26 protein-coding genes are annotated in these 20,327 nt (G+C 49.8%); 7 read left to right on the forward strand and 19 right to left on the reverse strand.

Translation table 11 applies throughout. The annotated features are described in order from the left end of the window. Positions 1-85 precede the first annotated feature (85 nt). From NI000_RS32800 to NI000_RS32810, 3 genes are all read right to left on the reverse strand, one after another. The gene (locus NI000_RS32800; protein ID WP_253415531.1) at positions 86-976 is read right to left on the reverse strand and encodes a hypothetical protein; all 891 of its coding nucleotides are present in this window, start codon (positions 974-976) and stop codon (positions 86-88) included. Between the two features lie 434 nt (positions 977-1,410). Next, entirely contained in the window at positions 1,411-2,370 is a 960-nt protein-coding gene (locus NI000_RS32805) for a carbon-nitrogen hydrolase family protein (protein WP_253415532.1), read from the reverse strand. Between the two features lie 162 nt (positions 2,371-2,532). Further along, entirely contained in the window at positions 2,533-4,047 is a 1,515-nt protein-coding gene (locus NI000_RS32810) for an aminotransferase class I/II-fold pyridoxal phosphate-dependent enzyme (RefSeq protein WP_253415533.1), read from the reverse strand. Positions 4,048-4,270: 223 nt separating this feature from the next. Here NI000_RS32810 and NI000_RS32815 point away from each other — a divergent pair, with 223 nt between their 5' ends. Further along, positions 4,271-5,161: a dihydrodipicolinate synthase family protein gene (locus tag NI000_RS32815; protein WP_253415534.1), complete on the forward strand. Its 891-nt coding sequence runs from the start codon at positions 4,271-4,273 to the stop codon at positions 5,159-5,161. A 51-nt stretch (positions 5,162-5,212) separates the two neighbouring features. Beyond that, on the forward strand, positions 5,213-5,830 hold the full coding sequence (locus NI000_RS32820; protein WP_253415535.1) for a histidine phosphatase family protein: 618 nt from the start codon (positions 5,213-5,215) through the stop codon (positions 5,828-5,830). A gap of 437 nt (positions 5,831-6,267) precedes the next feature. Here the strand turns inward: NI000_RS32820 and NI000_RS32830 are convergent, their stop codons facing one another. Further along, entirely contained in the window at positions 6,268-6,552 is a 285-nt protein-coding gene (locus tag NI000_RS32830; RefSeq protein WP_253415536.1) for an HAD domain-containing protein, read from the reverse strand. A 173-nt stretch (positions 6,553-6,725) separates the two neighbouring features. Between NI000_RS32830 and NI000_RS32835 the strand changes: the two genes are divergently transcribed. Beyond that, a complete protein-coding gene (locus NI000_RS32835; protein ID WP_253415537.1) occupies positions 6,726-7,211 on the forward strand; it encodes an SMI1/KNR4 family protein in 486 nt (161 codons plus the stop codon). A 62-nt stretch (positions 7,212-7,273) separates the two neighbouring features. Here the strand turns inward: NI000_RS32835 and NI000_RS32840 are convergent, their stop codons facing one another. From NI000_RS32840 to NI000_RS32855, 4 genes are all read right to left on the reverse strand, one after another. After that, entirely contained in the window at positions 7,274-7,834 is a 561-nt protein-coding gene (locus NI000_RS32840) for a hypothetical protein (RefSeq protein WP_253415538.1), read from the reverse strand. Between the two features lie 47 nt (positions 7,835-7,881). Further along, positions 7,882-8,433 (reverse strand): hypothetical protein, encoded by a 552-nt coding sequence (locus NI000_RS32845; protein ID WP_253415539.1) that lies wholly within the window; start codon positions 8,431-8,433, stop codon positions 7,882-7,884. A 5-nt stretch (positions 8,434-8,438) separates the two neighbouring features. Next, positions 8,439-8,969: a YfiT family bacillithiol transferase gene (locus tag NI000_RS32850; protein WP_253415540.1), complete on the reverse strand. Its 531-nt coding sequence runs from the start codon at positions 8,967-8,969 to the stop codon at positions 8,439-8,441. Between the two features lie 79 nt (positions 8,970-9,048). Continuing rightward, positions 9,049-9,261, reverse strand: a complete 213-nt coding sequence (locus NI000_RS32855) for a helix-turn-helix domain-containing protein (protein ID WP_253415541.1) — start codon at positions 9,259-9,261, stop codon at positions 9,049-9,051. Positions 9,262-9,357: 96 nt separating this feature from the next. On the opposite strand from NI000_RS32855, the gene NI000_RS32860 reads away from it, so the two are divergent. Then, complete coding sequence (locus tag NI000_RS32860; protein WP_253415542.1) at positions 9,358-9,636, forward strand: hypothetical protein; 279 nt, start codon at positions 9,358-9,360, stop codon at positions 9,634-9,636. Between the two features lie 113 nt (positions 9,637-9,749). Here NI000_RS32860 and NI000_RS32865 read toward each other — a convergent pair whose 3' ends face one another. The 6 genes from NI000_RS32865 to NI000_RS32890 all read right to left on the reverse strand — a co-directional run bounded on the left by NI000_RS32865 (position 9,750) and on the right by NI000_RS32890 (position 13,669). After that, the gene (locus NI000_RS32865; protein WP_253415543.1) at positions 9,750-10,226 is read right to left on the reverse strand and encodes a hypothetical protein; all 477 of its coding nucleotides are present in this window, start codon (positions 10,224-10,226) and stop codon (positions 9,750-9,752) included. Positions 10,227-10,265: 39 nt separating this feature from the next. Then, positions 10,266-10,622, reverse strand: coding sequence for a hypothetical protein (locus tag NI000_RS32870; protein WP_253415544.1), 357 nt, complete (start codon positions 10,620-10,622; stop codon positions 10,266-10,268). A 124-nt stretch (positions 10,623-10,746) separates the two neighbouring features. After that, positions 10,747-11,304 (reverse strand): elongation factor P, encoded by a 558-nt coding sequence (gene efp / locus NI000_RS32875; protein ID WP_010497515.1) that lies wholly within the window; start codon positions 11,302-11,304, stop codon positions 10,747-10,749. A 125-nt stretch (positions 11,305-11,429) separates the two neighbouring features. Next, a complete protein-coding gene (locus tag NI000_RS32880) occupies positions 11,430-12,503 on the reverse strand; it encodes a M24 family metallopeptidase (protein ID WP_253415545.1) in 1,074 nt (357 codons plus the stop codon). Between the two features lie 3 nt (positions 12,504-12,506). After that, positions 12,507-12,953 carry a type II 3-dehydroquinate dehydratase gene (gene aroQ / locus NI000_RS32885; RefSeq protein WP_253415546.1) on the reverse strand — a complete coding sequence of 149 codons (447 nt, stop codon included), beginning with the start codon at positions 12,951-12,953 and terminating at the stop codon, positions 12,507-12,509. A 206-nt stretch (positions 12,954-13,159) separates the two neighbouring features. Next, positions 13,160-13,669, reverse strand: coding sequence for a YqhR family membrane protein (locus NI000_RS32890; RefSeq protein ID WP_253415547.1), 510 nt, complete (start codon positions 13,667-13,669; stop codon positions 13,160-13,162). A gap of 148 nt (positions 13,670-13,817) precedes the next feature. Between NI000_RS32890 and NI000_RS32895 the strand changes: the two genes are divergently transcribed. Both NI000_RS32895 and NI000_RS32900 read left to right on the forward strand, forming a co-directional pair. Next, entirely contained in the window at positions 13,818-14,744 is a 927-nt protein-coding gene (locus tag NI000_RS32895) for a DUF1385 domain-containing protein (protein ID WP_253415548.1), read from the forward strand. 23 nt (positions 14,745-14,767) lie between these two features. Beyond that, positions 14,768-15,040, forward strand: coding sequence for a hypothetical protein (locus NI000_RS32900; protein ID WP_216793796.1), 273 nt, complete (start codon positions 14,768-14,770; stop codon positions 15,038-15,040). A 60-nt stretch (positions 15,041-15,100) separates the two neighbouring features. Here NI000_RS32900 and NI000_RS32905 read toward each other — a convergent pair whose 3' ends face one another. Together NI000_RS32905 and mntR are read right to left on the reverse strand one after the other, a co-directional pair. After that, complete coding sequence (locus NI000_RS32905; protein ID WP_253415549.1) at positions 15,101-16,090, reverse strand: patatin-like phospholipase family protein; 990 nt, start codon at positions 16,088-16,090, stop codon at positions 15,101-15,103. 101 nt (positions 16,091-16,191) lie between these two features. After that, positions 16,192-16,614, reverse strand: a complete 423-nt coding sequence (mntR, locus tag NI000_RS32910) for a transcriptional regulator MntR (RefSeq protein WP_253415550.1) — start codon at positions 16,612-16,614, stop codon at positions 16,192-16,194. 242 nt (positions 16,615-16,856) lie between these two features. On the opposite strand from mntR, the gene splB reads away from it, so the two are divergent. Continuing rightward, complete coding sequence (gene splB / locus NI000_RS32915; protein WP_253415551.1) at positions 16,857-17,918, forward strand: spore photoproduct lyase; 1,062 nt, start codon at positions 16,857-16,859, stop codon at positions 17,916-17,918. A 3-nt stretch (positions 17,919-17,921) separates the two neighbouring features. On the opposite strand, the gene NI000_RS32920 is transcribed toward splB, so the two are convergent. The 3 genes from NI000_RS32920 to NI000_RS32930 are packed head-to-tail and all read right to left on the reverse strand — an operon-like array spanning position 17,922 to position 20,299. After that, complete coding sequence (locus tag NI000_RS32920) at positions 17,922-18,629, reverse strand: cytochrome c biogenesis CcdA family protein (RefSeq protein WP_216793792.1); 708 nt, start codon at positions 18,627-18,629, stop codon at positions 17,922-17,924. 35 nt (positions 18,630-18,664) lie between these two features. Continuing rightward, positions 18,665-19,468 (reverse strand): metal ABC transporter permease, encoded by an 804-nt coding sequence (locus NI000_RS32925; protein ID WP_253415552.1) that lies wholly within the window; start codon positions 19,466-19,468, stop codon positions 18,665-18,667. Between the two features lie 54 nt (positions 19,469-19,522). Beyond that, positions 19,523-20,299 (reverse strand): metal ABC transporter ATP-binding protein, encoded by a 777-nt coding sequence (locus tag NI000_RS32930; RefSeq protein ID WP_253415553.1) that lies wholly within the window; start codon positions 20,297-20,299, stop codon positions 19,523-19,525. Positions 20,300-20,327 lie beyond the last annotated feature (28 nt).

The following is a 20,327-nucleotide window of genomic DNA, read 5'->3' on the forward strand; positions in this document are numbered from 1 at the left end:
TTGCAACATGCGGGATTCACCTCCTTTGGTGATTTTATGATAATTATAGTACATATGTTCGTATACATACACAAGAGATGCTGATTCATCTCCCCCTTATCGAAGAGGGAGTCTTCTCAGCCTTAGCGATAAACAAACAGGTGAGCAACGAGACTAACGGCAGCTTCGTGACCATATCTTCAGGGAAAATAAACGGAAGAAGCGGAAAGGCATAGATCGCCGGGAGCCGGATGCCAACAGTCATCGATAGCGCAAGCATCAACAGCATATCGAGCACCGTTATCAAAATTAACGAATGCAAGGTAAGATACAGCAGCGTTCCGACCGCCGGAGATAGGGTCAGCCCTTGCTTCAAAGCCATTTTTCCGCTGTACATCGGCTTCTGAAGCGACTCGTACGCGACAACAAGAACAGGCGGGATAACGGCGAGTTGTTGGTATCCGGCACTCCAGCATAAACCAATCCAGACGAAAGCCAGCGCTAATATTACGAGCATGTATTTGTACTGTATTTTCACTTTCTTTTCAAGGCCTTTATTCAGTCCAAATGCGAGAACCCCAAGCATCAACAGGAAGGTGAGCATAAAAACGATGATCACAAAGGACCATTCGTTTGTATTTATGATCAACGGCAGCAGCCCTGTCGCAAGCGACGGCGCGAGGCTCGATTGTATCACCCGTAAAAAAAGCATCATCAGCACTAAGGCGAGCATGACTTTTCCAAGATAAGCAATAGGCATCTGATTGATCATCAAGCCGATCACAGCCGTTACCGTAGGCGCGATAACGATTTTCGATGGCTGCCTGATCCATCCTGGCTCCCGATACACCCACATGGCAATCGCCATTGCCGCAATTTCCGGCAAAATCATTTCGTTATCTTGCAACAGCACCGCAGCCGCAATCATGGCGACAATAAATGAAATGGCAATCACGTATGCAATTATCGTTGTTTTCTTTGAAACGGCAAAATCCATGTTTCTAAGCTCCTTGTTCGTTATACCTCCGTGAATACCCGGTCGCGCCGAATATGTTTATTTACATTAACAGATTAGGCCAAAATGTAACCCTCCAATTTTAAACTTTTTTTGCAATCCAAAAACGATCAAACAAAAAAGCACGACCCCAAGGTCGTGCTGGAGCTTGTTGAGAAAGTGGGCAATGAGGTAATCGAGGTGTACGAGGGGGCGGGGTATCCACTTCCGACCGCTCTTGTCATCGGGAAATTTGATTGGAAGCCGCTTAGTAGCGGACATTTCCCGATAACAAAGGCGGCCGCTATCGCTTCTCCAGTGGATACCCCACCTCCGTATGCATCTCTATCTTCGTAAAAGCCCACTTTCTCAACACTCTGACGACCCAAGGTCGTGCAGAACGGCAGCTTGCGGTCACCACCGAATCCTGCATTCGGTCAGTTATGCATGCTAACGGTTCGTACCACTTCCTGCTTTTTATCGTTAACGATCAGTTGAAAAACATCCGGGCGGCTGTAATGGCCTGTAACATCGAAATCAAAGCGGCTCTGTACGACCTGGGAAAGATCCAGTGTTGCCATGAGGATGCCTTCCTGGTTGTAGAGCGGCTCAACGACATATTCGCCTAGCGGTCCGACAATCGCGCTTCCCCCTCTGCTCAACATGTCGGCGTCGTCCTTGATATCTTCGCAGCAAGCCAAATCCGCAGGATAAGATGCTTTGGTCGCAAACTGATTGCACGAAATGACAAAACAGCGGCCTTCGCAGGCAATATGCCTGATCGTCGCTTGCCACGTATCGCGGGCGTCTGCCGTGGGAGCCAGATAAATATCGATGCCTTGCGCGTACATGGCCATGCGGGCAAGCGGCATATAATTTTCCCAACAGATCAAGCCGCCGATTCGTCCAAAAGGAGTATCGATGACGGTAAGCGTACTGCCGTCCCCTTGTCCCCATAAAAGACGCTCGGAGCCCGTCGGAACAAGCTTGCGGTGTTTCCCCAGAAGAGTACCGTCCGGCCCAATGTACACCATGGAATTGTACAACGTTCCGGTGCTAAATTCCCGGTCGCGCTCGACTACGCCGATGACCAGGTAAACCCCCAGCTCCTTCGCCAACTCGCCAAAAATTCCGGTTTCGGCCCCCGGGATGTCGATGGCGCTTGCCCAATAACGTTCCCAGTCCTTTCTCCCGTCGGCGCTACGGCTTCCCACCCGCGTACCGAAGCTTAAGCCTCGCGGATATCCCGGCAAGAAGACTTCGGGAAAAACAATCAAATTCGCCCCTTGCCCGGCCGCCTCTCTCGTCATATTTTCGATCTTGTCCATGGCCGATTGCTTATCGAACAAGATGGGCGCCGCCTGAATGACGGCTACTTTCACGTGATGATTGTTCATTCCATCCTCCCCCTCAAAGTTATTTATTCGTTTCCGGCACCAATCCCCGTCTCGCTCCTCGCCAAATTCCGACTTGATTACTATGATAAAAGAAAGGAGATGAAAATAAACCATCCAATCACGGATAAATTACACCCGCCACATGAATGGCCGAAAGTCGTCTCAATCCGGAATAATGTACCCGGAACGCCTGCCTGGCGCCTTGTCTAGTTGCCGGGGAGCAGCGACAACCTTGACCTTTTGGATGTCCGGATCTTCCGGTCCCTTTACCGGCAGACCGGCTTCCACATGCCGCTTGATATAATCTACGATTTCCCGGGTGATGACCTGTCCGGGCATCAAGATCGGAATACCCGGGGGATACACGTATACGAATTCAGAGATAATACGCCCGCAGGCTTGTTCCAGCGCCGCCTCTTCCGTAGGAGCATAAAAAGCTTCTCTGGGCGTTAACCAAAAACGTGAAGCAGCAGGAATGACGGCGGCAGGAACACGCTTGTTGCATTTTCCTTCACCATGGAATGCATCTGACAAATGCCGCAAAGCCTGAACCAGCCGGTGGACTTCCTGCTCCGTATCGCCCAGTGTGATCAGACACAAAATATTCGTTAGATCGCTCAGTTCAACTTCAAGCTTGCACGTTTCCCTTAACCACTGCTCCGCTTCATACCCGGTCAGGTTCAGCCGTTCCAGATGAATGCACAGTTTCGTCGGGTCGTAACGGAATACGCCGCTCTTTTCGCATATTTCCTCCCCATAGCAGTACAGTCCGGGAATCTCATTGATTCGACGCCGGGCCTCCTGAGCCAGTCGGATGGTTTGCCCCGTTAAGGCTTGTCCATGCAGAGCCAGCTGTCTTCTGGCGGTATCAAGCGAAGCCAGCAGCAGGTAAGAGGTCGATGTTGTCGTAAGCATGCTCATGACCGTACGAATTCGCCTGATGCTCACCCGGTTGCCTTGGACATTCAGAATCGAGCTCTGCGTCATCGAGCCTCCAAGCTTATGAACGCTGGTTGCAGCCATATCCGCACCTGCTTGCATCGCGGACATAGGCAGCTGCTCGTGAAAATGAAGTAGCGTCCCGTGCGCCTCGTCGACCAGGACCGGAATGTTGTAGCTGTGGACAAGCTCAACCATCTGCCGCAAATCAATGCTGGTCCCGTAATACGTCGGGTTGATGAGGAGCACAGCTTTCACATCCGGGTTTCTTGTTATGGCTTGCCGAATCGACTCCGTGGTTACCCCATGCTCAATGCCGAGCCGCCCATCCTTCTCCGGCTCCACCCATACGGGAATCGCTCCCGCAAAGATGACGGCGGACAAAATGGATTTGTGCGCGTTGCGTGGAAGGATGATGGTATCGCCGGGAGAGCAGACGGACATAATCATCGTCATGATAGCCCCTGTAGTCCCTTGAACGGAAAATAACGTATGGTCCGCTCCGAACGCGTCCGCCGCCAATTGCTCGGCCTCTCGAATCGCCCCCGTCGGCTGGTGAAGATCGTCGAGCGGAACAATATTGATCAGGTCTATGGACAAAGTATTATCACCCACAAAAGCCCGAAATGCCGGGTCAGCTCCTCTCCCTTTTTTGTGGCCCGGAATGTGGAATTGCAGCGGATCGTTGGCGACGTGCTGCATCAATGCCGTGAACAACGGCGTTCTGTGATGATCCATGTCCATCCTTCCTTTCAGTCGCGTTTTCCCAGTTGATCAAACCCGAATATAACGGCTATGCTTCGGCGAGTAACCATCCATTCCGCTTTTTTCTGCACCAGCCGCTTCCCCAGTCGAACCGGATTGGTATAGGAATTCTCCAATTGGGGGGTTACTTTTGGGGAGAAATGATTTACATTCATTAGCATGCATCGCATCATGGGGAGAACGGAGGTGGAACGCTGTGCTTACAGAGGAAACATTACGCGGTGTGATGGTTCCCGTTGTTACGCCTTTTGACCACAGCGGGGAGTTGGATATCCGATCGTTTGAAGAACTGATTCGGCGATTGGTGAGCAAGGGAATTCACGGATTGATCGTCAATGGAACGATTGGAGAATCCCCGGTGCTTGAATCCCGCGAGTTCGAAATCCTTATCGCCGCTGCGCGCAGTGCAATCGCAGCATCGCGAGCCATCCCGCTGATTGTTGGGACAGGTGCAAGCAGCACTTCAGCGGCCGTTAGAAGAACGGCTCTAGCCAAATCTCTTGGAGCAGATGCCGCTCTCGTTGCCGCGCCCGATTCCCATTTTCTATCGCAGCAAGCCGTCATTCGGCATTATCAAGCTCTAGCCGAAGCGGACCTGCCCATTATTTTGTGCGATCCCCCTCATCGTGCCGGAGTCTCGCTGGATCTGGAAACGGTAAAAGTCATTATGGGAATGGAGCATGTGATTGGACTGAAAGAGGGTACAGGCAAAATAAGGCGTATGTTTCGGCTGGCCCGAAGCATGCCCAAGCCAGTCTTATGCGGGGAGGATGAGCTTTTTTTCGCTTCGCTGTGCTGCGGCGCCAAAGGAGGAATTCTGGCAAGCGCCAACCTGGATAGCGAGCAGTTTGTGCAGGTGTACGAGCTTTTCCGGGCAGGAAAAATAGACGATTCCAAGCAGTTGTTTCATCAGCTGTTGCCGCTTGTTCAATTTCTGTTCTCGGAGCCGACTCCCGCTCCATTGAAATGGCTCCTCACTCAGCGCGGATATATCCGCTCGGACCGACTCCGCCTGCCTATGACATCGTTCGGCCGCGAAGCCGACAGGAAGCATTCTCGCCCGTTACAAGGAAGCATGTGGAAATAATCCGGCAAACAGGCCTAAGATAACCTACACCAGGAGGAGGCACTTTACATCATGCAAACGACGATATATTTAACCCGACACGGTCAAACGGAATGGAATTCGAAGAAGAAACTGCAAGGCCATCTGGATTCGCCTCTGACCGACTACGGGATGCGGCAAGCCGAATGGTTGAAGGAGCGCTTGGAGAATGTCCACTTTGATGCCATTTATTCCAGCTCCAGCCCCAGGGCATTCCACACAGCTCGAATTATCTCGGGAAATCGTCCCGCATCAATCTCAACGCTCGATTCGCTCAAAGAAATTAATATGGGACTGTGGGAAGGTCAACAAATCGACCATATTCAACAACAATTTCCCATCCAGTACGATCATTTCTTGAATGAGCCACATTTGTACCGTCCTACAGGTCATGGAGAAAGCTATTCGCAATTACTCGAAAGAACGATCCCCGCGCTTAACCATATTCTTGCAGAGCATAAAGGCCAGCAAGTGCTTATCGTAACTCACCGGATCACTTTAAAAGTCATCATGAGTTATTTTATGGGGAAGCCGCTGCATGAGATCGGAGGCATGCCCGATATCCACCCGACTGCTCTATGCAAAATTATTGTGAATGACGATGTGCCAAAAGTCGAATTGTATGGCGACACCTCGCATTATCGGGAATAATCCCTCAGGCCCAAGCGGCGGCGACCGTTCTCGGGAGCTGCCGACCTTGAGTTATTACGATAATTCTTCTGTATTTATCATATGTTTAATTTCATTGTCTTGCGAAATTTCCGGTATAAGCCGCTCTAATGGTCTTGGGTACATATTCATGTTATGTAGTTCTTGCAGTTCAATCCATTTGTAGACGATCCCTATGTCTTCTTCCATTTCACTAGTCCTGTTTGCAACACTTTCTGCTTGATACGACCTTCACGAACTGCCCTAATACCATGGATACTCCCATTAAACTAAAAAATGAATGACCTTGTCCGCTATTGTCTTGGTTATCCCTGTCTCAAAACTTGTTTCCACCAGGTGATCGTTTAACTCCCCCATCTCTTCTTCATCGTCAATAATCACAAACTTATCGACTTCCGAACCAATATTCAAAATATGGTTTAAATACTCTTAATTTCTTTGCCCCGTATAGCCCCTTCGATAATTGGCGTCATTCCAACTACTTTCTTTATTCCGTTGATTTCAAAAATAGATTGTAACTGTTTTAAAGTTCTACCTTCTCTCCAAGACGAGCTGACTACAATTTTCGCTTCCGTTTTTTCAAGTATCTCTTGTAAATTCCTGACGCATTCCGGATCAAACTCATGTCCAAAATATTTCCTGCTCTGCACCATATGTCTTGAAGTTACCAGTACCCCATCAATATCCAGAAAAATTAGTTTCATTGTTTACCTCGAATAATCTGTTGTTCGAACAGGCTCCAGGATTTGCCACTGCCTTTCCAAAATCTTCTTCCCCCATTCTAGCACACTTTTTAACGATGAAAGTCCTTATTTTGTCAAGACTGGCTTCTGGAGTATAATAACAACGAACATGGAAAACGGGAGGAAAAAATCCGATGACGGAATCAGTGCAAGAGTCCTTGTCGATCGAAGAAATCGAATCGAAATTGGGAATCGTATTCCCCGCTAGCTATAAACAAATGCTTCAGGACCTCGAAAACAGCGATAACGGCTGGCTGAAAGAGTACCAACTAGAGGATTTTAACGGATACACGGAGTGGTCGATTCGCTTCATCCGGCCGTGCTCCTCCTACATGGATAGTATCGAGACGGTGAACGAATTAGTCCCGGAACCCTATACAATCATTCCATTCGCTTGGAGCGTAAGCAGCGGCAATTGGCTCGTGTTCGATTACCGGAAGGCGAATGCGGAGCCCCCGATTATGTATATCGATCATGAAATCGCGGTAGTTAAAGAGGATGCGGAAGAATGCGCCAGGGAAGTCAATAAAACGGCAGAAGAAGTGTTGGAAGAAAATTTGACCGCTTTATGCGGTTCATTTGAAATCTTGCGAGGCGCCTTGCAGTTGCAGACAGATTAGTTGCCAGTTGGAAAATAAATGGCAAGGGCCCAATTTCATTAAAAAATTGGGCCCGCGTGCATTCAGGCAAGCTCTTCCTGCACAATTTCGATTTTATCTCCGTTGTTATTTACGACATCTATCACCAGCGCATCATATCCGTTGCGCTTCGCCTCGTCAAAATCGACTCGTTCGCCGCTAATCAATTCAAGCTGCCCGTCTTCGTCCACATCATCCGCAAATTCTTCGTCCCAATCGACATTATAGTAAGCCGTGATGTAAATCTCAAAGGTATCCTCACCATCTTTGCCCAGATAGGGCAATAAAGGCGTCCGGTTGTTTTGCTCCTCGGCCGTATAGGTATCGCACAGCATAGCGTTATAGCCATGTTTGCAACCGTCGAACAGAAGGTAACGTTCACCGTCAACCGGATCCTCGGCAACAATCAGTTGAGGAGCAAAATCGGTCACCGCAATCAGATCATCCATCAGCTCTCCGTAATAATAAATACGAAACTGGGTACGGCCTTCTTTTGTCTGCAACTTACCTGTCCATTCTTGCTCCATCCAATTTTCCGGTTTTTCAGCTATGGTAACTCCTTCGAGATAAGCTGGTCCGGGTCTGTGCGATTTTTGGTTAGACATATGCTGCTTTCCTTTCTAGAAATCTGATTTATGTACCGACAACTCTCTTACCTATTCCTCTCGCGCATGGCCAATTTCATCGCTTCCCAATAAAAATGATGAAAAGCCTCTTCTGTAAACTTAACCTTTTCCCCATGCGGAAATTGGCCGCTTATGGCCATCAAGACGTCATACAAACCCAAATGAGCCCAATCCCACATAATCGAATTGTAGGCCATCATAGGTATGTATAAAAATTGTCTCGTTTCTTTGACAAAGTTTCGATCTAGCCCTTCATTTTCCAAGAGTTGATACACTTTTTCTTTATCCTCGTCTGAAAACTCCGTATCCAGAAACCCCTCACAGATGAAGCTCCAAGTATCCACCCTCGAAACGATAGGGATCTTATTGCTTTTTGCAAACCATTCCAGGCTTTCTTTATGTACGGCCGAGACAAAAAGGACTTCGCCGCTCTTCAATCTGACTTCGGGAGGGAACCTGGTTATCAAAATTTCAGAAATATCTTCCGAAGCGACGCTGCCATTCGGATATATGCTGGACGCTTGGAATGGGTACTTTTGAAATTGTATCTGATTTTCAATAAATTGAACATCCTGCATGGGACTCACCAGTTCATTCGTTGTGCCAAAGATTGAATGTGAGCAGTGTGATGCTCGTTATGCCAAATAAATCTTTGGATTGCGACATCCACGGTGATCCAGCCAAGGACTTCGGTATTGAATCTTCTATCAAAATCGGTTGGTCTCAGACCATGAATTGTATTGATTAGTCGATGATGAAGCGCCTCTAAAAGCCCCAAGGAGATTTCTATCGGGGTATCCTTATAATCGCTAAGCTCAGCCCATAAATTGGGGCGATAAGAACTGGCCATAGGCTCATCTTCGGTTAAAGCTCGCTTTAATCTTAGATAGGCGTTGACATCGTTATCAGCCATGTGATGAACCACCTGCTGCACCGTCCAACCGCCAGAACGGTACGGAGTTTGAAGTTGATCATTTTTAAAGTCTTTCACAATCTTCCGCAGAGAAGGAACAATATCTGCGATATCTTTCGTATAACTCTTACGTTCCTCATCTGACGCAGTCGTCACTGGGTTAAACTGGCCGATTGGATACCGCAAAATGTCTTCATTCATCTTCTGATTGCCTCCCTTATAAAATATTCATGAGGTCCCCGATGTAAGAGCCGCAGGTACTGCTCTGAAAATATCCTTCTTACTTATTCACTTCTTCACCTATATATTCCAACAACTCTCCGGGCTGGCAATTCAACGCTGCACAAATCTTATCGATGACCTCCAATGATACATACTCGTTGGTGTTCAATTTCGCCATAGTCGCAGATGAAATCCCTGTCCTCTTCATTAATTCCTGCTTCTTTATATCTCGATCGATCAGTAATTTCTGTAACGGCTTGTAGCTTATCATCTTGTTATCCTTTCTATAATCTAAACTTTTCTTCAATTATAGCGACTTTAATAAACTAAATATTATTTCGCCATTATAAAAATGGAGGTTTGGATTATGTTTGAATTTGACCTAGCTTTTAAGCAGTTTATAACGAATCGAACCGATGTGATAGGCAAAACTTCTCAAAAGGAATTAGGTAATTACAATGAATTGAACAGCTATTGCATTAAGCTATTTAAAGATATCTACAATCAATTGCCCGATGATTCCAAAATGCTGCTGTACGAATATGAATGCAAGTCCAATATCCTGCAAGGGCTCGCAGAAACTATCATGTATGAGCAAGGCCTAAAAGACGGAGTTTCTTTAAGTAGAATCTTGTCCGGCGGGTGAACCGTCGGATTTAACCTTATCTATATGTAAAACAAATAGCCGCGAGTCCCTCTGCAGCCAGAAACAGGGTTCGCATTTCAAGAGACACTATTACATTGCGCTTCATTATCCTGCTAACAATATTCTTTATTTAGTACTCTTTTGTAGATCTTTAACACATATGGTTTTTCCTCTATATTCTCTTGATAACCTTGAAGCGGAAAACCGTTATGAAAAGGGGAATTTAAAAAATCTATTATTATTACATCCATGTTTTCAACAAATTCAAGATTACATTGAAATGGAAGACGCTCATGTAGAGCCGATATTAAATTAAACCTTAACTGGCAAGCCAACGGATCAAACCATAAATAAAATATCATTCCATGATTTTGAGATGAACGAATAACTTGCTCTTGTCTGTTCTGGATTACTTTAAGAAAAAATTCTCTATAATCATCAACCTCTATAGTTTTTGCCAATTTCAAGCCTAATGAAATTCGCCACATATTATTTGTCGTCTCTTCAGTCAAATTGTGTTCTGAATTTCCGATAACAATTATGTCCGATACAATTTCCTCTAGATTTTTAAAGTAATATTCTTTATTCATAAAGTTCATCATCCACTATACTCAAATATTAGTACATGATCATTCGTCTAGATTCCTCTCTGCCAAATCCATAGCGACAACTAATTGAATCTGCCCGATCCTACTAAGACCTCGCTTATAATCTTTTACAGGCTTCGTTTCAATAATCGGTTCTGTTTCAAGGTTATAGCGGTCCAATTCAACGTAAGCAATAAAATCATTATTCATCAGAATGGTATACATATCTTCGCCTTGATCGGGCGTAATTGCAATAATAACAGCGGTTTTCATATCAGGAAAAGCATGCTGTATAATTCCTAGCAATCGCTTCATAGAATGATCGTGAAATAAAGACCTGTTCAATTCAATCAATTGTTCCCTGTAATATTGTTCCGTCATGCTTCCGATAAGCTTCATTGTGCGATCTCCTAAGATCCCAAATTGTTCCTATTCGCTATTGTACCACTTTTACATGTATTACAGCTAAAACAAAAAAAATCCTTACCCCTCCGAAGAAAGGTAAGGATTTTCCACCGCTCAATTAAGCGCGGGAGATGTATTGGCCCTCGCGGGTATCGATCAAGAGCACGTCACCTTCGTTGATGAAGAGCGGCACTTGAACGTTCAAGCCGGTTTCGACTTTCGCGTTCTTCGTAGCGCCTTGCGCCGTGTTGCCTTTGATGCCCGGCTCGGTTTCGATAACTTTCAGCTCAACGCTGTTCGGCATGTTGATCCCGAGGATCTCGCCTTGGTAGCTCATGATGTTGATGTTCATGTTTTCTTTGAGGAAGTTCAGTTCCCACTTGATTTGCTTTTCTTCCAGGTTGATTTGGTCGAACGATTCCGTATCCATAAACGTATGCTCTTTGCCGCTGGCATACAGATATTGCATTTGACGGTTTTCGATGTGAGCGCGGCTCACGTTCTCACCGGCGCGGAAAGTACGCTCGACGGTGTTGCCGTTGCGCAGGTTTTTCAGCTTGGAGCGGACGAAGGCAGCGCCTTTACCCGGTTTAACGTGCTGGAAATCGACAACGGTGAACAAATCGCCGTCTACTTCAATGGTTAAGCCTGTTTTAAAATCGTTAACTGAAATCACTACAAAAACCTCCCTAAAATGTGAGCAGACGACAGTGCCTCAAGCCTTGTAAGAATCAGTCTCCGGATCATCCGGACCTCTCCTTGCCTTCGCCTTGTTTTATGCCGCTACCAAGTTGCATAAAGTTATGGTATCACAATCAAGTCTTTACTGGATTGTGTTAACCTCCGATTGCCTGTTTCCGTGATGACGATATCGTCCTCGATCCGGACGCCGCCGAAGCCTGGCAAATAAATGCCGGGTTCCACGGTAACGACCATGCCTGGAGCCAGTACAACATCGCCCTGCACCGACAACCGCGGCGATTCGTGAACTTCCATACCGAGTCCATGACCCGTGCCATGGCCGAAATGATCGCCGTAGCCGTAACGCTTGATCATATCGCGTGCGACGGCATCCGCTTCCTTGCCGGTCATGCCCGGCTTGATTCGCTCGAGCGCTTCCATTTGCGCTTCGAGAACGATCTTGTAGATGTCACGGTGCTTATCCGTCGGCGTACCGACGATGACCGTACGGGTAATGTCGGAACAGTAGCTTTTGTAATAGGCTCCGAAATCGAGCGTTACAAATTCGCCGGTTCCGATGATTTTGTCGCTGGCTTTGCCGTGCGGCAGCGCAGAGCGTTCGCCGGAAGCGACGATCGTTTCGAACGAAGTCGAAGCGGCGCCATGCTTGCGCACGAACATTTCGATTTCTAGAGAAATGTCCAGTTCTTTGACCCCGGACTTCAGCAGCCCGAGAATGTGGACAAACGTGCGGTCTGCCAGATCGGCCGCCTGCTGCATGACGGCGATCTCTTCGTCGTCCTTGATCATGCGAAGCGACTCGACCAGTCCTCCGGTCGGCGTGAATTCGATCCCGCCGAGCGCTTCGGCATAGCTGCTGTAGGTGCCGTAGCTGAGGTCGGTTTGCTCGAAGCCAAGCTTGGCAATTCCCCATTTGCGAAGCAGATCGTTAATCGATTCCACGACCTTGGGCCCATGCTCGATGATCTCGTAGCCGGCCGCTTGCTCCGATGCTTGTGTCACGTAACGAAAGTCGGTCAGCAGTACGGCCCGATCGGCCGTAATGAGCACGTAGCCTGCCGATCCGGTGAAGCCCGTCATATATCTCCGGTTCGTCGCATTCGTGATGAGCAGCGCCGGCAAACCTTTTTGTTCCAAAAGGCTGCGCAGCCGCCCGATTCGCTGTTGTTGCATTTGCTATCCCTCCGCGCTATCAATATACTGGACCAGCGCCCGCAAGCCCAGCTCGTAGCTGTTCGCGCCGAATCCCGCGATTTGGCCCACGGCTACCGGGGCGATTACCGATACGTGGCGGAAAGCTTCCCTTTTATGAATGTTCGAAATATGTACTTCAACCGTCGGGATGCCTACAGCGCTGATGGCATCGCGGATCGCATAGCTGTAATGCGTGAACGCGCCCGGATTGAACAAGATGCCGGCTTTCTGCCCATAGGCGGCATGAATGCGGTCGATCAGATCACCCTCGTGATTCGACTGGTAGCATTCCAATCCGACGCCGAGCTCCTCGGCCAGCTTGTTCAGCCTGTCCATTATGGTTTGAAGCGACAAGCTCCCGTAGACGCCGGGCTCCCGGATGCCAAGCATGTTCAAATTCGGCCCGTTCAACAACAAAATGTGCTTCATCCGTGAAACCTCCCAACCTGATAAATCCGCACACACTTAGCCATTTTACCATAACCTTCCCCGGTTTGAGAACTTTTTTTTGCGGGCTCAGGCGGCCGAATAAAGCGGTTTTACCAATGTTTAGGCGATATGAATTGCGCATCCATGCACGGAAGAAGCGAACTGAACGCCATGCAGCGGGGCGATCGTCTGCAAGCCGTGCGAATTCATGTTAGCTCCGGTTCGTCCCGGCCGCCGGCAAACGGTTCCCGCTCCCGATCGTCCGTAAATTCGAAGCTGATGGAATAACCGATAAACAATCCCCACAGCACGAACAGGCACGCTTGAGTCACCACCGTGTTTAGATCCAGATAGGCGATCCAATTCATCATCCCGGTGACCGGTCCGACCAATAGGAACAAGAACGCCCACCAGGCGACGCCGTATCCGATTCCGTACCACGGACCGTACGCTTTGGCGAATAACATCGTGTACAATAAAGCGGCAACGACGGACAGCGCGATAAATGCCAGCCAACCCAGCAAATATCCCCGCCATGTCATCAGGTAAGAATGCTTGTACAAGGGCTCGAGCAAAAATCCGGGCGACAGCGAAGTAAAATGAAAATAGTTGGCCAGTATTTGAACCCCACCCCAGATCAACCCGGCGAAAAAACCGATATATACCGCGAAATTCCATCGATTCGTACGAGGCGTCCTACCGCTTCGGCGATTCATGCCCAAATCCTCCCTCGATTTCGGATATCCACTAGTATGTGCAAAAGTTCCACCGATAAACAAGTGGCAATATGACTGCGGATTCGCTAAAATACAGATATGGCATCATTTATCGTTATTTATTCATAGTAGAAGAAGGTGTATTGTATTGTCGGAAAAGAATCAGCCAAATGCCATTTACGGCGGCCAAGCCGTGATTGAAGGCGTCATGTTTGCCGGCCAGAAGGTAAACGTTACGGCGGTACGCCGAAAAGATAATACCATCCATTATCTTGAGGTTCCCAGAAAAGAAATCGGCTGGGTTCAGGCATTGAAGAAGATTCCGCTGATCCGGGGGATTGTCGGGATTGTGGAAGCGAGCGCCAAAGGGGCGCAGCACTTGAATTTTTCGGCGGAGGTGTTTGCCGAGGAAGAAGGTGTGGTTAAGGAAGAGAAGAAGGAATCGCTGACCGGCAAAATTTCCATGATTCTCGGGGTGGCGGTCGTCGGGATTTTATCCTTTTTGTTCGGCAAGTTCGTGTTTACGCTTGTTCCGCCGACCATCGAGCAGATGCTGTTCGGAAGTCTGTTCGAAAACCAGATCGGGCATAACCTGATCGAAGGCTTGATCAAAATTATTTTGCTTGTCGGGTATATTTATTTTATTTCGCTTACGCCGATGATCAAACGTTTATTTCAATACCACGGAGCCGAACATAAAGTCATTAGCGCTTACGAAGCAGGCTTGGAGCTGACCGTCCAGAACGTGCAAAAGTTCAGCACGCTGCATTACCGTTGCGGCAGCAGCTTCATCGTCTTCACGGTCATCGTGGGCGTCGTCATTTACTCGTTCTTTCAATACGATTCGTTTCTGGAGCGGATCATTCAACGGATCGTGCTGCTTCCGCTTGTGATCGGCGTATCCTACGAAGTTTTGCGGTTCACCAACAGCCTGCGGGACATTCCGGTGCTTCGTTTCCTCGGCTATCCCGGCCTATGGCTGCAATTGCTCACGACCAAAGAACCGGACGATTCCCAAGTGGAAGTATCCATTGCCTCCTTCAACCGGATGCGGGAGCTCGACCGGCAAATTTAACATAAGACAAGGAGGGGTCCTGCATGAGAAACCGCAACAGTACGGTCGCTTACGTGATTTTCGGCTTGATCGCCATCGGAATACTGGCTAGTGTTCTCTCCAATCCAGGCACCTTTATTATCCCGATTCTCGTATTCGGCGTAATTTTCTTCCTGTACAAGTTCCCGCCGAACCGATGGAGACAACCCAAACGGCCGTCCTCCTCCCGGTTTCAAAAAGGAAAGCGGCGCAATGCCACGTTCCGCGTCATTCAAGGCAGCAAGGACAGCTCGGACGAACCGCCCAAATACCATTAAATTATGTATAGCATGAAAGCGGCAGCCTCTTCCCCAAGAGCGCTTGCCGCTTTTGTTTTTTCAAGCTTTCTTGGAATAGCGGTTCGGAACCCGGCAGACGTGGGTCAAATAGTTGTGCTTGTACTCGGTCATCTTCCATTGGGAGAAAAAGGCATGCGTCGCCCGCTGTCCGGATTCGAACAGCCTTAGGCTCTGCTCGGTCGATATGTCGAAATCGGTGATGCTGACGCCGAGCGTCGGAATTTTAACTGTACGGAACCGGTTCGTCTCTTGGATATAGCGGTCGTCGTGCGCCTCCAGCATAGTCGAGAACAAGGCCCGCATCATGCTGACCGGACCGTGAATAGCGTTCGGCTGCCCGGTGCCGCGGCCCACCATTTGGAAGCCGATGGTCGGGATCATCTGGTCGATCGGCGGCGCTTCCGTCGAATCGAAGATCCACAGCGGAAAGTTGCTCAGCAGTCCTCCGTCCACGATGTATACGAACTGGTCGATGAATTTTTCTCCGGGGAGACGGTGCTCGAACGATTTGCGTATGATTACCGGATCGAAGAAGTAAGGAATCGACGTGCTCATCCGAACGGCTTTTGCGATCATGAACCGGCGGGGATCGATGCCGTAATGGGCGATGTCGTCCGGCAGGACGAGCAGCTTGCGGCTTGAGATATCGGAGGCGATAATGCGAAGCTGATTCGGCTTCAGATCGCCGAACGTGCGGATGCCCTTGGCCAGCAGCAGCTTATGGATCCAATGCTCCAGCGCTTCTCCGGAATACAGGCCTTTCTTGATAAATAAACGGGCCAACGGGCCGACCAGCTTCGTATCGAAGATCCGGGAGCGCTGCAGGAACGCGCGAAAAGGCGTCGCTTCGATAACTTCCTTCATCTCGTCCGCACGGTATCCCGCTGCAACCAACGAGGCGACGATGGCCCCGGAAGACGTCCCCGCCACCTGATGAAACGAATGTCCGAGCTGCTCCACCGCCGACACGGCCCCCGCAAGCGCGATTCCCTTCACGCCGCCGCCTTCAAACACCGCGTTGATTCTCACCCCGCATCCCCTCTTCCCGCAAAGTCTCTCCAAAAGTATGTATGAGGTGACGAATTGTCCCTATGCCTGGGAAAGAAAAAAAGCCCCCGATTTTCGGAGGCTTACGATTCTTCCAGCTCTTTCTTAAGGGCGAGCAGCTGTTCGCCACGGGTGGCGTCACGTTTGAAATATTCAACCAGCGTCTCGATGCATGTGATGGAGTCCCAGCTCAAGTGATGCTCGATGCCCTCGACGTCCTTGTAAATATTTTCATCCGACACGCCGATGATCGTCAAAAACTCTTCCAGCAGATGATGGCGGTCGACTAGGCGTTTGCCGACCTTTTGCCCTTTCGACGTCAGCACAAGTCCGCGGTATTTTTCATAAATTAAGTAGTTGTCTTTGTCGAGCTTCTGAATCATTTTCGTTACCGAAGACGGATGAACCTCAAGTCCTTCGGCGATATCGGAAACGCGCGCGTACCCCTTCTCATCGATTAATTTATAAATTCGTTCCAAATAATCTTCCATACTGGGCGTAGCCATTCCGCGTTCCTCCCGTGTTCCAAAGACGAATCTCGGTAATTTAATGATACACTGATTGATTTATGCAAAGCAAGACTTTGCTGTGAAGGACAAAAACCTCGTGTGCAGCGCAGCAAATTCCCATGTGTACGCACCGAGTGAATGAAGCATCCTAAGGTCGTTATAAGCGTTCTTAACTATATCACAGCCGCATTCCGTAAGCAAGTCGGATACGATTCGTACCATCAGGAGGGATCTCGCACATGGCCACGGAGCTGCTCGCACCCCCGATCCGCCAGACGCAGGTGTTTGTCCCGGAGCTCGTCTATTTTGAACCCGACGCCTTGGACTACCCCAAAGGCAAGCGAATCCATGAATGGGCGCTTAAGGAAGGACTTCCGATCCGCATGACGACCTCCCATAACCGGATTACGAACCTTCCGGGCGAGAGCGACCTGGAGAAATACCGGATCGCCAAACGGACGCTGGTCGTCGGAATCCGCAAAACGCTGAAATTCGATACGTCCAAGCCGTCGGCCGAGTACGCCATCCCGATCGCGACAGGCTGTATGGCGCACTGCCATTACTGCTATTTACAAACGACGCTCGGGGCGAAGCCTTATATCCGGGTCTATGTCAATACCGACGATATTCTGAAGCAGGCCAAACAGTATATTGAAGAAAGAGCGCCGGAAATTACCCGCTTCGAAGCGGCCTGTACGTCGGACCCCGTCGGGCTTGAGCATATCTCGGGCTCGCTCAAGGAATACATCGAATTTATGGGGCGGGAACCGCTGGGCAGGCTTCGTTTCGTAACAAAATTTCACCACGTGGAACCGCTGCTGGATGCCAAGCATAACGGGCATACCCGGTTCCGGTTCAGCGTCAATGCCGACTATGTCATCAAACACTTCGAACCGGCGACCTCCAGCTTCTACGAGCGCATCGAGGCGGCCGGCAAAGTCGCCAAGGCCGGCTATCCGCTCGGCTTCATCATCGCCCCCATTATCTGGCACGAAGGCTGGGAGGAAGGCTACGGGGAGCTGCTGCACAAATTGAAAGAGGCCCTTCCGCCGGAAGCGACCTCTGATTTGACGTTCGAATTGATTCAACACCGGTTTACGAAAACGGCCAAAAATATTATTCACCAGCGCTATCCGAAAACGAAGCTGGAGATGGACGAAGCCAAGCGGAAATACAAATGGGGCCGGTGGGGCCAGGGCAAGTACGTCTATCCTGACGAACAGGCCACGGCGCTGCGCGAATTCATCAGCGAACGCATATTCACCCATTTTCCGAAAGCGAAGATCGATTATTTTACCTAAACGTCAGCCGATCCAGGAAGGCGTGATGCCCTGCAGCCAGATTGTGATCCGGGTCATTTGATCCGTGTACAGCAGCACGGCTACGATAAGCATCACGCCTCCGCCTACTTTCATCATGGTCGCGGAATACTTCAAGATCCATTTGGTCGATCCGATGAAGAACGCAAGGATGAAGAACGGGATCGCGAAGCCAAGCGAATAAGCGGAAATGAGCGGCAGCCAGGAATTCGGTTCGGTTGCCGCTAGCATCAGCATCGCGGACAGAATCGGGCCGATGCAGGGCGACCATCCTGCGGCAAAGCCGATGCCGATCAGCAGCGAGCCGAGATAACCGGCAGGCTTCGACTTGATCTGCAGCTTGCGCTCGCGCATAAGCCATTGCGGCTGAAATATGCCAAGCAGGAACAATCCCATCACAAAAATCATGATCGCCGAAATTTGCCGCAGCAAATCGCGGTAATCCAGGAACGCATTGGCGATAACGTTAGCCCCGAGCCCCAACGTGTAGAAAATGATGGAGAACCCGAGAATGAAGCTGAGCGTATGGGTAATCAGCTTGAACCGGACTTCTTTGGCACTCTGCTCGTCCTTGAGCTTCCCGACGGAAACGCCGGTTATGTAGGACAAATACGAAGGATACAGTGGCAAGCAGCAGGGCGATATGAAAGAAACGAAGCCTGCCCACAGCGCGATCCAAATGTTAAGTTCCACGGCTACCGTTCACCATCCTTTTACCTCTTTGTTTCTTACAAGCGAAGTCCCCGTTTTACCGTCAAAATGCCGATGAGTATCGCGATCAGCAGCAGCACGACCGTCGCGCCCGGCGCCAAGTCCCACACCCCTGCGGAGACTAGCCCGGCAATGACCGCAACCTCCGAGAACAAAATCGACCAGAAGATCGAATGCTTGAAGCTGCGGGCGACGAGCAAACTGCAGGCGACCGGAATCGTCAGCAACGAGGAAACGAGCAATGCTCCGACGATTTTGATCGAGACGCTGATGACCAGCGCCGTCAGCATCGTGATCATAATATTATAGAAGCGCAGCGGCAGGCCGCTCACGCCGGCCGCGTCTTCGTCGAAGAAGAGCAGGAACATTTCTTTGTAATTGATCAGCACGAACGCCACGACAATGGCCGCAACGCCACCGACAACCCAAAGGTCGGTATTGTCCAGCGTGTAAATGCTGCCGAAAAAGTAGCTCATGACGTTAATGTTGAAGCCTTTGCCGATCGTAAACAGCAAGGTGGCAAGCGCCACGCCGCCCGACATAATGATCGCGATCGACAATTCAGCGTAGGTCTTGTACGCTTTGCGCAGCCGCTCGATGCCGAACGAGGCCAGCAAGGCAAACAGCAGCCCGACGCCTATCGGGTATACGTTGATCAAAAATCCGAGCGCGACCCCCGCGATCGATACGTGCGCGAGCGTGTCCCCGATCATCGACAAGCGGCGCAGTACGAGAAATACGCCCATAAGCGGAGCGGTCAAGCCGATGAGCAAGCCGCCGATCATCGCCCGCTGAAAAAAATATTCGGTAAAGATGTCCAAAGCCAATTCTCTCCTATCTGCCCGCTGCATCCTGCCGTCGTTGTACGGTCAGGGTTATACTTCAATCGTCTCTCTAAGCTGCTGCATCGAGTGGGTCAGATCGGTTTCGCGGCAATTTTCCGGCTCGTGCGTATGCTTGACGTAGAACGATAGGCCGCCGCTCTTCTGCACCGAGTCCTCCCCGAGATACGATTGTATCATATCCATATCGTGCGATACCATAATAAACGTGATGTGATGATGCTGGTGCATATGCCGGATCATGCGGAAAAATCCGGCCTGCGTCTCGGCGTCGATGCCGACGGTAGGCTCGTCCAGAATAAGCAGCTCCGGGTTGTTAATTAGCGCCCGGGCGAGGAATACCCGCTGCTGCTGGCCGCCGGACAATTGGCCGATCCGCCGGTCCGCCAGGTCCTCGATGCGCATCGCGTAGAGCGCGTCGTCCGTTTTGCTGCGCTCCTGCTTGGTCAGACGGCGGAACATATTTTTTTTGCCGAACAGCCCGGAGGTGACGACTTCGCGGACCGTGGCCGGAAACAGCGGATTCAGCGCATTTTTCTGCGGCACGTACCCGACGCGCTCCCAGTCGCGGAATTGGTCGATCGGCTGGCCGAAGAGACGGATTTCGCCGCGCGCAGGCTTCAGCAGCCCGACGATCATCTTCAGCAGCGTCGTCTTGCCTGCACCGTTGGAGCCGACCAATCCGACGAAATCGCGCTCCAGAATCGAGAAGTTCAAGCCGTTGATCACGGGTTTATTTTCATAAGAAAAAAAGATGTCATCGATCGTGACGATCTGTTGATGACATCCAAAGCGAGCATTCGTTTGCATGGCAAAGCTCCTTATACGGAAGGTCTCC

It is taken from the genome of Paenibacillus tyrphae, from assembly GCF_024158745.1.
In the GTDB taxonomy this organism is placed as follows: Bacteria; Bacillota; Bacilli; order Paenibacillales; family NBRC-103111; genus Paenibacillus_G; species Paenibacillus_G tyrfis_A.

Bases quoted from the DNA above. Each gene is read 5' to 3' on its own strand.
- NI000_RS32800 (WP_253415531.1), bottom strand. From the start codon at position 976: ATGGATTTTGCCGTTTCAAAGAAAACAACGATAATTGCATACGTGATT.
- NI000_RS32805 (WP_253415532.1), bottom strand. From the start codon at position 2,370: ATGAACAATCATCACGTGAAAGTAGCCGTCATTCAGGCGGCGCCCATC.
- NI000_RS32810 (WP_253415533.1), bottom strand. From the start codon at position 4,047: ATGGATCATCACAGAACGCCGTTGTTCACGGCATTGATGCAGCACGTC.
- NI000_RS32820 (WP_253415535.1), top strand. From the start codon at position 5,213: ATGCAAACGACGATATATTTAACCCGACACGGTCAAACGGAATGGAAT.
- NI000_RS32830 (WP_253415536.1), bottom strand. From the start codon at position 6,552: ATGAAACTAATTTTTCTGGATATTGATGGGGTACTGGTAACTTCAAGA.
- NI000_RS32835 (WP_253415537.1), top strand. From the start codon at position 6,726: ATGACGGAATCAGTGCAAGAGTCCTTGTCGATCGAAGAAATCGAATCG.
- NI000_RS32840 (WP_253415538.1), bottom strand. From the start codon at position 7,834: ATGTCTAACCAAAAATCGCACAGACCCGGACCAGCTTATCTCGAAGGA.
- NI000_RS32845 (WP_253415539.1), bottom strand. From the start codon at position 8,433: ATGCAGGATGTTCAATTTATTGAAAATCAGATACAATTTCAAAAGTAC.
- NI000_RS32850 (WP_253415540.1), bottom strand. From the start codon at position 8,969: ATGAATGAAGACATTTTGCGGTATCCAATCGGCCAGTTTAACCCAGTG.
- NI000_RS32855 (WP_253415541.1), bottom strand. From the start codon at position 9,261: ATGATAAGCTACAAGCCGTTACAGAAATTACTGATCGATCGAGATATA.
- NI000_RS32860 (WP_253415542.1), top strand. From the start codon at position 9,358: ATGTTTGAATTTGACCTAGCTTTTAAGCAGTTTATAACGAATCGAACC.
- NI000_RS32865 (WP_253415543.1), bottom strand. From the start codon at position 10,226: ATGAATAAAGAATATTACTTTAAAAATCTAGAGGAAATTGTATCGGAC.
- NI000_RS32870 (WP_253415544.1), bottom strand. From the start codon at position 10,622: ATGAAGCTTATCGGAAGCATGACGGAACAATATTACAGGGAACAATTG.
- NI000_RS32880 (WP_253415545.1), bottom strand. From the start codon at position 12,503: ATGCAACAACAGCGAATCGGGCGGCTGCGCAGCCTTTTGGAACAAAAA.
- aroQ (WP_253415546.1), bottom strand. From the start codon at position 12,953: ATGAAGCACATTTTGTTGTTGAACGGGCCGAATTTGAACATGCTTGGC.
- NI000_RS32890 (WP_253415547.1), bottom strand. From the start codon at position 13,669: ATGAATCGCCGAAGCGGTAGGACGCCTCGTACGAATCGATGGAATTTC.
- NI000_RS32900 (WP_216793796.1), top strand. From the start codon at position 14,768: ATGAGAAACCGCAACAGTACGGTCGCTTACGTGATTTTCGGCTTGATC.
- mntR (WP_253415550.1), bottom strand. From the start codon at position 16,614: ATGGCTACGCCCAGTATGGAAGATTATTTGGAACGAATTTATAAATTA.
- splB (WP_253415551.1), top strand. From the start codon at position 16,857: ATGGCCACGGAGCTGCTCGCACCCCCGATCCGCCAGACGCAGGTGTTT.
- NI000_RS32930 (WP_253415553.1), bottom strand. From the start codon at position 20,299: ATGCAAACGAATGCTCGCTTTGGATGTCATCAACAGATCGTCACGATC.